Here is a 16033-nt window from a genome sequence, read left to right on the forward strand (position 1 = left end):
ATTATGTTCGGAAGGACGCATTATTGTGGAGAAGTAACGGATCAAGCGATTGGTCAAACAGTTCGTTTAAAAGGATGGGTGCAAAAACGTCGCGATTTAGGAGGACTTATTTTCATTGATTTGCGCGATCGAACAGGCATCGTTCAAATTGTATTTAGTCCTGATGTATCGAAAGAAGCATTGCAAGTAGCAGAAACGATTCGTAGCGAATACGTGTTAGACGTAGAAGGAAAAGTCGTTCAACGCGAGGAAGGACAAGTCAATCCGAATTTACCGACAGGAACAGTCGAAGTGCATGCGACGCACGTAACGATTTTAAGTGAAGCGAAAACGCCGCCGTTTCCGATTTCGGATAAAACGGACGTATCCGAAGATGTTCGGTTAAAATATCGTTATTTAGATTTACGTCGCCCGGTGATGTTTCAAACATTTCAATTGCGCCATCAAGTGACGAAAGCGATTCGCGACTTTTTAGATGAAGAAGGCTTTTTAGAGGTAGAAACGCCAATTTTAACGAAAAGCACGCCAGAGGGAGCACGTGACTATTTAGTACCGAGTCGCGTCCATCCAGGAGAGTTTTATGCGTTGCCACAATCGCCTCAAATTTTTAAACAATTATTAATGGTCGCTGGGTTTGAACGGTACTATCAAATTGCCCGCTGTTTCCGCGATGAAGATTTACGTGCCGATCGCCAACCGGAATTTACGCAAGTCGATATTGAAACATCGTTTATGAGCCAAGACGATATTTTAGCGATGATTGAACGGATGATGGCACGCGTCATGAAAATCGCAAAAGGGATCGACATTCCTATTCCATTCCCGCGCATGTCATATGACGAGGCGATCGCACGCTTCGGTTCGGACAAGCCAGACACGCGTTTTGGACTTGAGCTTGTCGATTTATCTGAGCAAGTGAAAGATTGTGGCTTTAAAGTGTTCGCTAGCGCAGTGCAAAACGGTGGACAAGTGAAAGCGATCAACGTGAAAGGAGCTGCGGATAAATATTCGCGCAAAGACATTGATGCGTTGACGGAATATGTGGCTCGCTACGGGGCAAAAGGGTTAGCGTGGTTGAAAGTGGAAGATGACGGATTAAAAGGGCCGATCGCGAAGTTTTTTAACGAAGACGAGCAAAAACAAATGATGCAAACGCTTGAAGCGGAAGTCGGCGATTTGTTGTTATTTGTAGCGGATAAAAAATGTGTCGTTGCAGACTCACTTGGCGCGTTGCGTTTAAAATTAGGGAAAGATTTGAAGTTGATTGACGAATCCGCGTTTCATTTCTTATGGATTACAGATTGGCCACTTTTTGAATACGATGAGGAAGAAGGCCGTTACTATGCAGCGCACCATCCGTTCACAATGCCTGTGCGCGAAGATGTGCCAAAATTTGAAACAGATCCAGCAAGCGTCCGCGCACAAGCATACGATCTTGTGTTAAACGGGTATGAGTTAGGCGGAGGATCGCTCCGTATTTTTGAACGCGACATACAAGAAAAAATGTTTAAGACGCTTGGCTTTACTGAAGAACAAGCGCGCGAACAGTTTGGGTTTTTGCTTGAGGCGTTTGAATACGGCACTCCTCCGCATGGCGGCATCGCGCTCGGGTTGGACCGACTTGTTATGTTGCTTGCGGGCCGTTCCAACTTACGCGATACGATTGCCTTCCCGAAAACAGCGAGCGCAAGCTGCTTGCTAACAGAAGCGCCGAGTGCAGTAAGCGAAGCGCAATTAGACGAATTGCATTTGTCAGTGAAGGACGTTCAAAAAGTAGACTAAATTTGTAACGTTGCAAATGCATACGAAGTGTGCTAACATACAAATAACAACAAGTCCTGATGTGTTTGTCGTATCACCTATTGTTTTGACCGAACAATGTGTGATACGGGAGCCCGGGTTTTCAGGTGGCGTACATGCCTCATTTACATAGAGAGGACGTACATAAGCTTGAAACAGGGCACCCACCTGTGAGAGAGCGGGTTCAAAACAAAGGCCATCAGCGACGGCACGATTGGGACTTAAGAAACAAAAACGAATAAAGCCTTAACGTAAAGAACATGCTTTACGTTGGGGCTTTTTTTGTGCCATAATGCATGTATATCCGATTGAAATACTTACATATGGGAGGAACAATATGTTACATCAATTTTCTCGTAACGAATTAGCAATCGGGAAAGAAGGGTTGAAACGATTAAGCGAAAGTACAGTTGCCGTTCTCGGCATTGGCGGTGTCGGATCGTTTGCAGTAGAAGCGCTAGCTCGCTCAGGCGTCGGGCGCCTCATTTTAATCGATAAAGACGATATTGACATTACAAATGTCAATCGCCAAATTCATGCGTTGTTATCCACTGTTGGGCGTCCGAAAGTGGAAGTGATGAAGGAGCGGATCGCTGACATTAACCCAGCGTGCGAAGTGATTGCGTTAAAAATGTTTTATACAGAAGAGACGTATGAACAAATTTTTTCGTATGACATTGACTATGTCATCGATGCATCGGATACGATTTCATATAAAATTCATTTAATGAAACAATGTTTAGAACGCAACATTCCGATCATTTCAAGTATGGGAGCCGCAAATAAAATGGATCCGACTCGTTTCCGTATTGCGGATATTTCAAAAACGCATACAGATCCGATTGCGAAAGTCATTCGTACAAAATTACGAAAAGAAGGAATTAAAAAAGGCATCACGGTTGTTTTTTCAGATGAAAGTCCAATCGTCATTCGCGAAGATGTGCGAAAAGAAGTAGGAAACGATGAAGCAACGATTCGTAAGGCAAAAATGCCGCCGTCATCGAATGCGTTCGTTCCATCTGTCGCTGGTCTCATTATGGCGGCACATGTCGTGCAACAATTATTAAAAGACATCCCGATTCAACGTGTTGATCAACAATAAGCGCAAGGGGAAATCCTTTGCGCTTTTCTATAAATTGATGTCTAGCTCCAAGCGCCATCGGTGTGATACGCTCCGCCCCTTCTTTCGGCGGCGACACATTGAGACACTTCTGTGATGTTACCCACGCAGAACCAAGCGATCGATTGGTTCGAGCTCTCCTCGGTGGGGCTTGTGCGCTCTTCGCGGAGCCAAGGATGGCGACATTTCGCCGTTGCCCGCAGGACGCGGGCTGCCTTTAGGCGAAATGGGGGCGCTTTGCGCTTTTCTTATCGCACATTATTAGTTGCAAATAAACAAAAATTGAATTATAGTGAAAGTATGACTGTTCGGTCGTGATCAAACGACCAATCGGTCATATTTCAAGAAAGAAAGGAAGAGCGGGATGAACTTTTTAACAAGGTTTAGTTTAAAAAACGCAGTCGCCGTGTTCATCATTTCATTTTTACTTATATTAGGCGGACTATATTCATTTTCTTCTTTAAAAGTGGATTTACTTCCAAATATTGAGTTTCCACAATTGTCTGTGGAAGTCATTTATCCGGGTGCTTCACCAGAAGATATGAATGAGCAAGTGACGGCGAAGTTAGAAGAAAAATTTAAAGCAATTGAAGGAGTAAAGAAGATTCAAAGTTCTTCATTTGAAAGCATCGCCATCGTGAATTTAGAATTTCCATTTAACACAGATATGGAAGAAGTCGAACGACAAGTTGAATCGCTTGTCAAAGAAGCGAATTTACCAGAAAACGTGCAGACGAAAGTGAATCGTTTCTCGTTTGGTACGTTCCCGATTTATAACATTTCCGTATTCGCTAAAGGAGATACGAACGCACAGCAGCTTTTAGATGAGACAATTATTCCAGAGCTGAAAAAAATTAACGGAATTAACTCCATTTCCGTCGGTGGAATGGAAGAAAAATTAATTCAAATTACAGTAGACAAACAAAAAGCGTTGCAATACGGCTTAAGCTTAACGCAAATTAAAGAACAAATTAACGAAAAGTTTTTAGCATTCCCAGCTGGAAACGTTCAAACAGAAACGGTACAAATTCCGATTCGCGTTCAACAAAAAATTGAAACGATAAAACAGCTTGAAAATTTACCATTATCTTCTCCGATCATGAATGCATCACCAGGTGCGCCGGCAAGCGGGCAAGAAGCACCGACAACGATTACATTAAAAGATGTCGCAACGATTGAACCTGTCACAGAACAAGGAGAAATCACGCGCTACAATTTAAACGCTGCACTGTCGATGGCCATTACAAAAAAGCAAGATGCCAATACGGTTGAAGTGGCAGAAAAAGTGCTGAACGTGCTTGACAAATATAAAGACAAAATTGATTATGCAATCGGATTTGATTCAGCAGAGGGAATTAAAAAGTCAGTTGAAACGCTTGTGCGTGAAGGATTGCTTGGGGCATTGTTTGCATCTATCGCGGTGCTCGTCTTTTTACGAAACGTGCGTGCAACGATTATCGCAATCATTTCCATTCCGCTTTCGCTCTTAGTGGCATCAATTTTCTTACAACGAATGGATATTTCTTTAAACATTATGACGCTCGGTGGAATGGCGGTTGCTGTCGGACGTGTCGTTGACGATAGCATCGTCGTTATCGAAAACATTTTCCGCCGCGTTCGTAAGTCAAAGACAGGGATGACAGATGAACTTGTCCAAGATTCAACAAAAGAAATTTTAAAGGCGATTACATCATCGACCATTACGACAGTCGTTGTCTTTTTACCGCTCGGTCTTGTTGGCGGTGTAACAGGTGAGTTTTTCCTACCATTTGCGTTAACGATCATATTTTCGCTTTTAATGTCGCTTGTTGTTGCCATTACGATCGTTCCGATTCTAGCGAAGTTCTCGTTCAAAAAGGTGCCGCCAGAAGAAAAAGAAGGAGCATTGCAACGAGCTTACGGAAAAGCGATTGAATGGGCGCTTGATCATAAAAAAACGGTGTTATTCCTGTCTGTTGTATTGCTCGGTAGTTCGTTTGCTATTGTGCCGAAGTTAGGCTTTACATTTATTCCAAACGAAGAACAAAAAACGCTCATTGCTGCCATTGAGCTTCCTTCTTCGACGCCGTTAGAAAAAACGAATGAAGTGTCGCTCCAAGTCGAGAAAATGTTTGATGAAAAGAAAGAAATTAAAGAAGTGACAGCTGGAATTGGTACGCGCGACTTCCGAAGCGGATTAAAACGAAAAAATCAAGCGAACTATTTCATTACGTTAGAAGAAAACGTAAACGTTTCTCAATTTATTAAAGAGCTTGAAAAAGAAATGGAAGACATTGCCCAAGCTGAAGTAAAAGCAGCGAAAGTTGGCGTCCAAGAATTGCAATCGGGTGGACCGCCGTCTAACAATAACGTGAACATTGACTTATACTCGACAAACTTAACAGCGTTACAACAAGCAGCGAAAGATGTAGAGCTTTATTTGAAAAAGCGTGACGATTTAAAATATGTCACAAACAACTTTGCAGATAAACAAAAGCAAGTGATCGTAAACATTGATCCGCAAAAAGCAGCACAATACGGAGTTTCTGGCTTCCAAATTCTCGGCACGATCGCTGATCAAACTCGTCCGGTGCAAGTTGGAACGTTAAAACTCGACGATGAAGAGCGGATGGTTCAATTGTCATATAACGAACAAATGACATCGATGGAACAACTAGAAAATACGCTTATTTTCACAAAGTTTGGTCCTGTTCCAGTAAAACAGTTAGCAGACGTAAAAGAAGTAGATACGTTTACATCGATTCAAAAACTAGATGGAAAAGTGTTTGCTCGCGTTTCTGCCCAAATTGTAGGCGATAACATTCAAAAAGTGACACAAGACGTCATCAATGGCGTCAAACAAGACGTACAGTTACCGAAAGACGTCTCACTTGAAGGTGGCGGTGGAAGCGATGAAACGGTCGAAACGTTCCAGCAGCTCGGCTTAGCGATGGCTGTTGCGATTGGGCTCGTATATATTACAATGCTCATTACGTTTGGAAAAGCGCGTATTCCGTTCATCATTTTATCGTCGCTCATATTCGTCCCAATTGGTTCTTTGCTCGGTTTATTTATCGCAAATGAACCGATGTCTGTCAGCGTCATGATCGGCTTGCTCATGCTCATTGGAATTGTCACAACAAACGCGATCGTTCTCGTTGACCGCATCGGACAAAATCGAGAGCAAAAAGGAATGACGATTCGTCACGCGCTCATTGAAGCAGGAAAAACGCGGCTACGCCCAATTTTAATGACCGCATTTGCGACGGTTGCCGCACTCATTCCGCTTGCGCTCACGAAATCATCAGGAACGCTCATTTCGAAAGGATTAGCGATTACGGTCATCGGTGGATTGACATCATCTACATTGCTGACGTTAATTCTCGTTCCTGTTGTGTATGAACTATTTTTCTTCCGTCAAGCGAAAAAAGAACGACAAGCATAATTGATGACAGGCTGGCTGAAATTCGGTCAGCCTGTTGTGTTATAATAAAACGAGAAAACAATAAGGATGAGGTCGCATGAGCAGAAAAGAGCAAATTATTGAAGTCGCGATGAAACTATTTGCGGAAAAAGGGTATCACGCGACATCGATGCAAGAAATTGCTGAACATAGTCATTTAGCGAAAGGGTCGCTATACAACTACTTTAAGTCAAAAGAAGAAATTGTTTTGTCGATTTTTCAATATCATTACGATCAGTTGTTTCAACAATTTGCGCGCATCGCTTCAGATCGTTCGCTGACGGCAAGAGAAAAATTTTTAAAACAACTTTCTTTACAAATTGAAGCGTTTGAACAACATAAAGAAATTGTGCAAATGCATATGGGAGACCATGCGCAAAAAGTAAGTGAAGACGTTCATGCGCTCGTTTTGCGCATCCGTTCTCATTTGTTTGATTGGTACATTCAGTCATTCATCGATATGTACGGGGAGCGTATTCGTCCATTTGTACTTGATTGTGCCATTATGTTAAATGGGATGTTAAAAGAATATTTATTTTTTGCTTTGTTTGAAAAACAGTCGTTTTCTTTTCAACGTTTAGCTCCTTTTTTAATGGAGCGACTAGATGCGCTTGTCGATAGTTTACAGCACGACATGCCCCTCATTTGCCACGATGCAAAAGCAGAAAAAGCGCGCGCACTTGCCCTCATTGATGAGATGATTGAAGAAGCACGTGATTATCATACGATGGATTTGTTGAAACAATTGAAAGAAGAAATGGAGCGAGATGAACCGAGAAAAGCGATTGTTGAAGCGTTTCTTTTATATTTACAACAAAGCGACATGCGTCAGTTCGTTCCTGCCTTACGTGCGGCGCTCGCGTTGTGAGGTGAAAAACAGTGTTTGCTCAAGAACCGCTTGCCTATCGTATGCGTCCACGCACAATCGACGAAGTCGTCGGACAAGACGATGTCATCGGTCCACATACAGCATTATATCGAATGATTAAAAATGGATATGTTCCATCCCTGTTACTTTACGGACAGCCGGGCGTCGGTAAAACATCGCTCGCTTATGCGATTGCTGGAACGATGAAACGCCCGTTTTATGCGTTAAATGCAACGACGGCAGGGAAAAAAGAAATCGAAGAAATTGTGGCAGATGCTCGTTTTGAAGGGAACGTTATTTTATTTATTGATGAAATTCATCGGTTTACAAAAGCGCAGCAAGATTATTTATTGCCGCATGTTGAAAATGGACTCATTACACTCATTGGAGCGACGACAGAAAACCCGTTTCATTCGATTAACCCTGCTGTGCGGAGCCGCTTAGGACAAATGAAACAATTACAGCCATTAACAAAAGAGAAAACGATCGAATTACTGCACCGCGCCTTAACCGATCGTGAACGCGGATTAGGCAATTGGCATATTGACATTAGCGACGAGGTGCTTTCCATCATTGCCGAAGGAGCGAACGGGGATGCGCGCATGGCATTAACGATTTTAGAAGAAGCGGTATATGCAACGAAACAAGGCGATCAGAGTGCCATTGTTGATACAAATACCGTTTCATTTTGTGTAGAAAAAATGGCGTTGACGTATGATAAACAAGGAGATACGTACTATTCTTTGCTTTCGGCTTTTCAGAAAAGTGTTCGCGGAAGCGATGTAAATGCTGCGCTTCATTATTTAGCGCGTCTTCTTGAAGGAGGAGACCTTACCGCAGTGTGCCGTCGCCTTGCGGTCATTGCTTATGAAGATATTGGATTAGCGAATCCGCTCATTGGTGTGAAGGTCATGAGCGCGATCGAAGCAGCGGAGCGTCTCGGGATGCCAGAAGCGCGCATTCCGCTTTCGGTTGTGACGATTGAAATGTGCTTATCACCGAAATCCAATAGCGCATATGAAGCGTTAGATCAAGCGCTTGCGGATGTGCGAAGCGGAAAAGGACAGTCGATTCCGCTTCATTTACAAGACGCTCACTATGCGGGGGCGAAACATCTTGGACGTGGAATAGGGTATAAATATCCACACGATTATCCGTACAGTTGGGTGGCACAACAATACTTGCCTGATGATTTAATCGGTGCGCGATATTATGAACCGAAACGAAACGGAGAAGAAAAGCAGCTTGCTTCCGTCTATGAGCGGCTCAATGAACGAAAAAAGCAGTAACGTTCCTTTGTTCTGCACTTTTATGTTATAATGGCTTGTGTTTCTTTTGATAGTAAATAAGGGGATGATTCGTTTGAAAATATCTACGAAAGGTCGATACGGCTTAACGATTATGATTGAGTTGGCTAAGCGTTATGGAGAGGGACCAATTTCGTTAAAGTCGATTGCTCAAATGAACAATTTATCGGAACATTATTTAGAACAACTCATTTCCCCATTGCGAAACGCTGGGTTAGTAAAAAGCATTCGCGGCGCGTATGGCGGCTACATTTTAGCAAATGAACCGTCGAAAATTACAGCGGGCGATGTCATTCGTGTATTAGAAGGTCCGTTGCAAGTCGTCGAAGAGCTAGAAGACGAAGAACCAGCGAAGCGTGAATTATGGATGCGCATTCGCGATGCGGTAAAAGAAGTATTAGATAGCACGACGCTTGAAGATTTAGCAAGCCATACTGACGATCACGGTGACGCATACATGTTTTACATTTAAGAAAGGAGAATATATTTGGAGCGCATTTATTTCGATCATGCAGCGACGTCTCCTGTTCATCCACAAGTCGTTGAGGCAATGATTCCGTATATGACGACATATTTTGGGAATCCATCAAGCATTCATTCGTTCGGCCGTGAAAGTCGACGCGCGCTTGATGAAGCGAGGGAGATAATCGCGAAAACAATTGGGGCAAAAGCAAACGAAATCATTTTTACAAGCGGCGGAACAGAAGCGGATAATTTAGCGTTGGTGGGCGTAGCGATGGCGAATCGCGATAAAGGTCGCCATATTATTACGACGTCTGTCGAGCATCATGCCGTATTAAATACGTGCAAATATTTACAAAAACAAGGGTTTGATGTGACGTATTTACCTGTTGATGAACATGGGATCATTTCGGTTGAACAGCTAAAAAGTGCGTTGCGCGATGATACGATTATCGTATCTGTGATGTTTGGCAACAATGAAACGGGCGTTTTGCAACCGATTCATGACATCGGGCAATTGCTTCGTGACCATGGTGCTTATTTTCATACCGATGCGGTTCAAGCGTACGGTTTAGTTCCAATTGACGTTCGTGAACTTGGCATTGATTTACTTTCCGTATCTGGCCATAAAATTAACGGGCCAAAAGGAGTCGGCTTTTTATATGTGCGTGAAGGCGTTCGTCTTACCCCGCACATATACGGAGGAGAACAAGAACGAAAACGGCGTGCAGGAACAGAAAACGTGCCCGGTATTGTCGGATTGCAAAAAGCGGCAGAGCTTGCTCAACAAACGATGGCTGAAAAACGAGCGTTATATGAACAGTTTCAAAAAACAATGTTACAGACGTTTGCGCAAGAAGGGATTCATTACGCAATCAATGGTCATGAAACATGTCGCTTGCCACATGTGTTAAATGTGTCGTTTTTCGGAACAAATGTCGAAGCATTGCTTGTCAATTTAGACTTAGCAGGCATTGCCGCATCAAGTGGATCAGCATGTACGGCTGGTTCGATTGATCCGTCGCACGTGTTAGTAGCGATGTACGGAAATGAATCAGAGCGCATTCGCTCATCTGTTCGGTTTAGTTTTGGGTATGGAAATACGTTGGAACAAGTAGAACGAGCAGCGTATGACATTGTAAAAATTGTGAAGCGACTAATAAAAGCATGAAAGGAGGGAGAAGAATGACAAGGGTAGTTGTTGGAATGTCTGGTGGTGTCGACTCATCTGTCGCAGCGCTATTGTTAAAACAACAAGGATACGATGTCATCGGCATTTTCATGAAAAACTGGGATGATACAGATGAAAACGGGGTATGTACGGCAACGGAAGATTACGAAGATGTCGTGCGTGTATGCAACCAAATTGGTATTCCGTATTATGCGGTGAACTTCGAAAAGCAATATTGGGAAAAAGTATTTACGTACTTTTTAGATGAATATAAAGCGGGGCGTACACCGAATCCAGATGTGATGTGCAATAAAGAAATTAAATTTAAAGCATTTTTAGAACATGCGATGGCGCTTGGAGCTGACTATTTAGCGACAGGGCATTATGCGCGCGTCGCTTATCGCGATGGTGAATATCAATTGTTGCGCGGATTAGATGCAAATAAAGATCAAACGTACTTTTTAAATCAACTCGGACAAGCGCAATTGTCGAAAGTGCTGTTTCCAATCGGAGAATTGCAAAAATCGCAAGTGCGTGAAATAGCGAAAGAGGCGGGGCTTGCAACAGCAGGAAAAAAAGATAGCACAGGCATTTGTTTTATCGGTGAGCGCAATTTTAAACAGTTTTTAAGCAATTATTTGCCTGCGCAACCGGGCAAGATGCAAACGCTCGATGGAGAAATAAAAGGTACACATGATGGGCTCATGTATTATACGATCGGACAGCGCCACGGGCTTGGCATTGGCGGAAGCGGAGAGCCTTGGTTTGTTGTCGGGAAAAATTTGAAAGAAAACGTGTTGTACGTCGCACAAGGATTTGATAACGAATTGCTTTATTCTGATGCCATTATTGCGACGAATGTCAATTGGGTAAGTGATCGAAAGCCGCGCGAACCGATTGTATGTACGGCGAAATTCCGTTATCGTCAACCAGATGTGCCGGTTACTGTAGAAATGATTGATGAGACGACAGCGCGTGTATCATTTAGCCAACGCGTGCGCGCAGTGACGCCGGGACAAGCAGTTGTGTTCTATCACGGTGAACAATGTCTCGGTGGCGGTACGATTGATCAAGTATTTCGCGACGGCAATCGACTCACATACGTTGGCTAACCTTCAACTCAACAGACGAGTTGAAGGCTTTTTTGTTATAATATGCATATGAGGTGAGGTAGATGGATTACAACGCACAAGGCATTCAATATATGCAGCAACGTAAATATGAAGAAGCGGTCAAATGTTTTCATGAAGCAATTGAACAAAACCCGAACGATCCTGTTGGTTACATTAATTTTGGGAACGTGTTGGCAGCGGTTGGTGAAGAAGAAAAAGCGATCCGTTTTTTCAAAAAAGCGCTTGAACTTGATGAAAAAGCAGCGACAGCGTATTACGGTCTCGGATCCATTTATTACAACAAGCAACAGTTCGAACGTGCGAAAGAGCAATTTGAACGTGCTATTCAAGCTGGGTTAACAGATGGCGATGTCTTTTTTATGCTCGGTATGTCGCTCATGTACTTAGAGCAACCGCGCTTAGCGATGCCGTATTTACAACGGGCGGTAGAACTAAACGAGCGCGATGTGGAAGCGATGTTTCAACTTGGGCTTTGTTTAGCACAACTGCAGTTTGTCGATGAGGCGATGACTTATTTTGAACGCACTGTGCAATTAAACAATCAACATGCCGATGCTTACTACAATTTAGGTGTCGCCTACGCATACAAAGACGATCCAAAAACAGCGCATGAGATGTTCGAACAAGCGCTTGCTATTCAACCAGATCATTTACTTGCAGGACATGGGAAAAAGCTAATGGAACGAGCGTTGCAATAAAAGAGGGGGAGATGGAGTTGCAACAACAGCTAGATCTAGACGGACGATCGTTTATTAAAGGCGTCCATATTGGCACGATTTTTCATAACGAAGACAATTTATATTCTGTCATTCGTGTACGCGTGGAAGAGACAAATGAAGCGCATATAGAAAAAGACGTTGTTGTAACAGGCTATTTCCCTTTGCTCGGAGAGTATGACACATATACGTTTTTCGGCTCATTTAAAGAACATCCACGCTTTGGGAAACAATATGTTGTCGAGCATTTTCGGAAAGAGTTTCCTGAAACAAAAGAAGGAGTCATTCAATATTTATCAGGTGGCATGTTTAAAGGAATCGGGAAAAAAACAGCAGCCGCCATCGTAGAAACTTTAGGCGAGAGAGCCATTTCTAAAATATTAGAAGACCCAGATGTGCTCGCGAACGTACCGAAACTGACAAAAGCAAAAGCGAAGCAGTTGTATGAAACGTTGCGCGAACATGAAGGGCTAGAACAAATCATGATCGCCTTGTCACAATTCGGATTCGGTCCGCAGTTGTCGATGAAAATTTATCAAGTGTACAAAGATGAAACGTTACAAATCATTCGCACGAATCCGTATCAACTTGTAGAAGACGTTGAAGGGATCGGATTCGGCCGCGCAGACGATCTCGGCTTGCAACTTGGCATTTCGGGCAATCATCCTGATCGCATTCGCGCAGGTTGTTTATATGTTATCGAGCAACATTGCATGCAAGAAGGGCACGTGTACATGACGTATGAACAACTGCTTACGGAAGTGAAACAACTACTAGAAGCGAAACGTCAAGAGCTTGTCGATGTCGGTTGTATTTCCCGCGAAATCGTTCATTTATCTGAAGAAGGAAAGTTAATCGCCGAAGAAGATCGCTTTTATATCCCTTCGCTATATTTTGCCGAAAAAGGTATTGTGTCAAACATAAAGCGACTGCTTAAACAAACGGACACGTTGACATGTTCTGAAGCCGAATTTTTACTTGCGCTCGGGGAATGGGAAGAAGAGGCAAACATTCAATACTCGCAGAAGCAAAAAGAAGCGATTCAACAAGCACTTTGTTCCCCTTTATTTATTTTAACGGGCGGACCGGGCACAGGAAAAACGACGGTCATTAACGGCATCGTTCATTTGTTTGCGAAATTGCATGGGCTATCGCTTGATCCGACGAGCTATGATACGGATGAGCCATTTCCTATTTTGCTTGCTGCTCCAACAGGACGTGCAGCGAAGCGCATGACGGAATCGACAGGCTTGCCTGCGATGACGATTCACCGTTTGCTCGGTTGGAGCGGAGACGGATTTCAGCGCGGAGAAGATGAGCCGATTTGCGGAAAGCTGTTAATCGTTGATGAAATGTCGATGGTTGATACATGGTTAGCCAATCAGTTGTTAAAGTCTGTCCCAACAACGATGCAAGTCATTTTCGTTGGTGACGAAGATCAATTACCTTCTGTCGGTCCGGGACAAGTGTTAAAAGATTTGCTTCGCGCAAACGTCATTCCGACCGTTCGGCTAACAGACATTTATCGTCAAGCGGAAGGTTCATCGATTATTTCGCTTGCCCATGCAATTAAAGATGGCAACATTCCTCACGATTTGACGGTTCCACAAAAAGATCGTTCGTTTATTCGTTGTACGAGCGGACAAGTCGTTGACGTTGTAAAAAAAGTAGCGGAAAATGCGAAGCAAAAAGGATATCGTGCAAAAGATGTACAAGTGCTTGCGCCGATGTATCGCGGCCACGCAGGAATTGATCGGCTTAACGAGACGCTTCAACAATTATTTAATCCGAAATGCGACAGTAAACGTGAACTCGTTTTTGGCGATGTCGTTTATCGCGTTGGTGACAAAGTGTTGCAACTCGTCAATCAGCCAGATGAAAACGTATTTAACGGCGACATTGGTGAGATCGTTGCCATTTTTTATGCAAACGAAAATATAGAAAAACAAGACCTTGTCGTCGTTTCATTTGATGGGAATGAAGTGACATACCCAAAACAAGAATTACATCAAATTACGCACGCATATTGTTGTTCGATTCATAAATCACAAGGAAGTGAATTTCCGATCGTCATTTTGCCTGTTGTAAAAAGCTACTATCGTATGCTTCGGCGCAATTTATTGTACACAGCCATTACCCGCAGTAAGCAATATTTAATTTTATGCGGTGAAGAAGAAGCGTTCCAACTCGGGGTGATGCGAACAGAAGACGGAACGAGACAGACGACATTATACGAAAAATTAATTGCTGCTATTTCACCAGAACAACAACTACTTCCGATGGAAGATGCAAACATCGGAATGGAAGGTGTTACCCCGTATGACTTCATGGAAAATGACGTAACATAATGACGGACACACATATTGGCACGCTCCTTCTTTCCGTGACGTATGTTTGCATAAAAAAATGACAAAGATAGAAGAAAAAATAAAAAGGAGCGTGTCCTTTTATGTTAAAGTGTCCGAATTGTCAAAGTAAAGATTTAGGGAAAATCGGTGTTAATCAGTATTATTGTTGGAACTGCTTTATTGAGCTAACCGTTCAAAAAGGAATGATTTATACGCACCAAGTTGAAGAAGACGGAACGCTCAGCTCGCTCGATGATTTGTTTAGTGAACAAGAACGAACTTTGTTTTCGTAATGAAAGGAGAATGACGATGAATCGAACAATCGCTTCTTTAATTGCGATCGGTGCAGGAGTAGCTGCATATCAATTAGCGCAACGAAACGGTGGCATGAACATGCGCAACATGCGAAAAGTCGGCAAACAAATGTTACGTCCATTTATGTAACGAAAAACCGGCAATCTCATCTGAGGTTGCCGGTTTTTGTATAACATCCTTCTTTTGACCTCACACTATGAAAAGAGGAGGGATCATCTTGGAATATTCACATCTTCATTTTTTCGTTCGTTTAACGAAATTGTTAGTTGTTTTAGTTTGTTTATATTTTATCATAAAGCTGAAGTCTGTATGGCTTCCGTTTTTGCACTTATTTATAAAAATTTCGACTCCTTTTTTTATCGCTGCATTTATTACATACTTGCTGCATCCTGTCGTTGAATACGTTCATCAACGTGGCATGCCGAGGGCGTTCGCTATTCTTTTGATTTACGCCATATTTTTCGGCGGGATCGGTTTTGCTGTTTATAAAGGGACACCGTTATTTATCGCCCAGTTGGAAGACTTAAATAAAAGTTTGCCGATGTTTGTTCGTACGTATGAACAATGGACGAACGTCATTCATGAACAAACGGCAACATGGCCTTATGATGTTCATCAACGAATTGAAGCCATGATAGCGGAAGCCGAGTCATTTATTAGCGAGGCGGTTACAGGGACGATTATTGGCTTGAAACAGTTGATTAATCGGGTTATCGTTCTTTTTATTATCCCGTTTATCGCTTTCTACATGTTAAAAGATGTGGAGCTCATGAAAAAAGCCGCGTGGGATTTAACACCGAAAAAATGGCGAAATGAAGGTGTTCAATTTTTGCGTGACGTCGATCGGGCGCTCGGTGGCTATATTCGTGGACAATTGTTCGTTTGCTTATTGATCGGAACAGCCGCCGCACTTGCGTTTTGGCTCATCGGCATGAAATATCCGCTGTTGCTCGGCATCATCGTCGGCGCAACAAATGTTATTCCTTATTTCGGGCCGATTATTGGCGCGATTCCAGCCGCCATTATCGCCGCCACCGTTTCAGTAAATATGTTGTTTTTGACCGTTGGCATCGTCTTTTTATTGCAATTTATTGAAGGGAACATTTTATCCCCTTTGATCGTAGGAAAAAGTTTACATTTACATCCGCTCATCATTATGTTTTCGTTATTTGTCGGTGGGGAAATAGGTGGAGTGCTTGGTTTAATTGTCGCTGTCCCAATTGTTGCGATCGTAAAGGAGACATTTACGCACATTCGTGCGTTGAAAACAACGGTGCATTGACAAAAAAAAGGGGCTTGTCTATAATTTTCACAAGAGTAATACATAAAAAACGATGAAGGATCGAGTATG

Annotated in this window: 13 protein-coding genes and 1 other RNA gene; all 14 read left to right on the forward strand. The window is 42.9% G+C overall.

Annotated elements, in window-relative coordinates; all coding sequences use genetic code 11:
- The first annotated feature begins 3 nt into the window (after window positions 1-3).
- A complete protein-coding gene (aspS, locus tag HNR63_RS09425; RefSeq protein WP_021093910.1) occupies window positions 4-1782 on the forward strand; it encodes an aspartate--tRNA ligase in 1779 nt (592 codons plus the stop codon).
- 50 nt (window positions 1783-1832) lie between these two features.
- A non-coding RNA gene (ssrS, locus tag HNR63_RS09430) (6S RNA) lies at window positions 1833-2025 on the forward strand.
- A gap of 112 nt (window positions 2026-2137) precedes the next feature.
- On the forward strand, window positions 2138-2902 hold the full coding sequence (locus HNR63_RS09435; protein ID WP_181520546.1) for a tRNA threonylcarbamoyladenosine dehydratase: 765 nt from the start codon (window positions 2138-2140) through the stop codon (window positions 2900-2902).
- Between the two features lie 382 nt (window positions 2903-3284).
- Complete coding sequence (locus HNR63_RS09440; protein WP_181520547.1) at window positions 3285-6344, forward strand: efflux RND transporter permease subunit; 3060 nt, start codon at window positions 3285-3287, stop codon at window positions 6342-6344.
- A 76-nt stretch (window positions 6345-6420) separates the two neighbouring features.
- Entirely contained in the window at window positions 6421-7230 is an 810-nt protein-coding gene (locus HNR63_RS09445) for a TetR/AcrR family transcriptional regulator (RefSeq protein ID WP_021093913.1), read from the forward strand.
- 41 nt (window positions 7231-7271) lie between these two features.
- Complete coding sequence (locus HNR63_RS09450) at window positions 7272-8519, forward strand: replication-associated recombination protein A (protein WP_181520667.1); 1248 nt, start codon at window positions 7272-7274, stop codon at window positions 8517-8519.
- Between the two features lie 73 nt (window positions 8520-8592).
- Window positions 8593-9009, forward strand: coding sequence for a cysteine metabolism transcriptional regulator CymR (cymR, locus tag HNR63_RS09455; RefSeq protein WP_009361688.1), 417 nt, complete (start codon window positions 8593-8595; stop codon window positions 9007-9009).
- A gap of 15 nt (window positions 9010-9024) precedes the next feature.
- The gene (locus HNR63_RS09460) at window positions 9025-10170 is read left to right on the forward strand and encodes a cysteine desulfurase family protein (protein ID WP_181520548.1); all 1146 of its coding nucleotides are present in this window, start codon (window positions 9025-9027) and stop codon (window positions 10168-10170) included.
- Window positions 10167-11282, forward strand: coding sequence for a tRNA 2-thiouridine(34) synthase MnmA (mnmA, locus tag HNR63_RS09465; protein WP_181520549.1), 1116 nt, complete (start codon window positions 10167-10169; stop codon window positions 11280-11282). The genes HNR63_RS09460 and mnmA overlap by 4 nt, the downstream gene beginning before the upstream one ends.
- A gap of 62 nt (window positions 11283-11344) precedes the next feature.
- The gene (locus HNR63_RS09470) at window positions 11345-12001 is read left to right on the forward strand and encodes a tetratricopeptide repeat protein (RefSeq protein ID WP_021093917.1); all 657 of its coding nucleotides are present in this window, start codon (window positions 11345-11347) and stop codon (window positions 11999-12001) included.
- An 11-nt stretch (window positions 12002-12012) separates the two neighbouring features.
- On the forward strand, window positions 12013-14367 hold the full coding sequence (recD2, locus tag HNR63_RS09475; RefSeq protein WP_181520550.1) for an SF1B family DNA helicase RecD2: 2355 nt from the start codon (window positions 12013-12015) through the stop codon (window positions 14365-14367).
- 101 nt (window positions 14368-14468) lie between these two features.
- Window positions 14469-14660: a hypothetical protein gene (locus tag HNR63_RS09480; protein ID WP_021093919.1), complete on the forward strand. Its 192-nt coding sequence runs from the start codon at window positions 14469-14471 to the stop codon at window positions 14658-14660.
- 10 nt (window positions 14661-14670) lie between these two features.
- Window positions 14671-14811: a YrzQ family protein gene (locus HNR63_RS09485; protein ID WP_080730253.1), complete on the forward strand. Its 141-nt coding sequence runs from the start codon at window positions 14671-14673 to the stop codon at window positions 14809-14811.
- An 88-nt stretch (window positions 14812-14899) separates the two neighbouring features.
- The gene (locus tag HNR63_RS09490; protein ID WP_181520551.1) at window positions 14900-15964 is read left to right on the forward strand and encodes an AI-2E family transporter; all 1065 of its coding nucleotides are present in this window, start codon (window positions 14900-14902) and stop codon (window positions 15962-15964) included.
- Window positions 15965-16033 lie beyond the last annotated feature (69 nt).

The sequence above is a fragment of the Anoxybacillus ayderensis genome (assembly GCF_013761015.1).
In the GTDB taxonomy this organism is placed as follows: domain Bacteria; phylum Bacillota; class Bacilli; order Bacillales; family Anoxybacillaceae; genus Anoxybacillus; species Anoxybacillus ayderensis.

What these genes read in the sequence shown, in the direction of transcription:
- HNR63_RS09470 (WP_021093917.1), top strand. Translation starts at nt 11,345, where the DNA reads ATGGATTACAACGCACAAGGCATTCAATATATGCAGCAACGTAAATAT.
- mnmA (WP_181520549.1), top strand. Translation starts at nt 10,167, where the DNA reads ATGAAAGGAGGGAGAAGAATGACAAGGGTAGTTGTTGGAATGTCTGGT.
- HNR63_RS09435 (WP_181520546.1), top strand. Translation starts at nt 2,138, where the DNA reads ATGTTACATCAATTTTCTCGTAACGAATTAGCAATCGGGAAAGAAGGG.
- HNR63_RS09480 (WP_021093919.1), top strand. Translation starts at nt 14,469, where the DNA reads ATGTTAAAGTGTCCGAATTGTCAAAGTAAAGATTTAGGGAAAATCGGT.
- HNR63_RS09440 (WP_181520547.1), top strand. Translation starts at nt 3,285, where the DNA reads ATGAACTTTTTAACAAGGTTTAGTTTAAAAAACGCAGTCGCCGTGTTC.
- aspS (WP_021093910.1), top strand. Translation starts at nt 4, where the DNA reads ATGTTCGGAAGGACGCATTATTGTGGAGAAGTAACGGATCAAGCGATT.
- recD2 (WP_181520550.1), top strand. Translation starts at nt 12,013, where the DNA reads ATGGAGTTGCAACAACAGCTAGATCTAGACGGACGATCGTTTATTAAA.
- HNR63_RS09450 (WP_181520667.1), top strand. Translation starts at nt 7,272, where the DNA reads ATGCGTCCACGCACAATCGACGAAGTCGTCGGACAAGACGATGTCATC.
- HNR63_RS09485 (WP_080730253.1), top strand. Translation starts at nt 14,671, where the DNA reads ATGACGATGAATCGAACAATCGCTTCTTTAATTGCGATCGGTGCAGGA.
- HNR63_RS09445 (WP_021093913.1), top strand. Translation starts at nt 6,421, where the DNA reads ATGAGCAGAAAAGAGCAAATTATTGAAGTCGCGATGAAACTATTTGCG.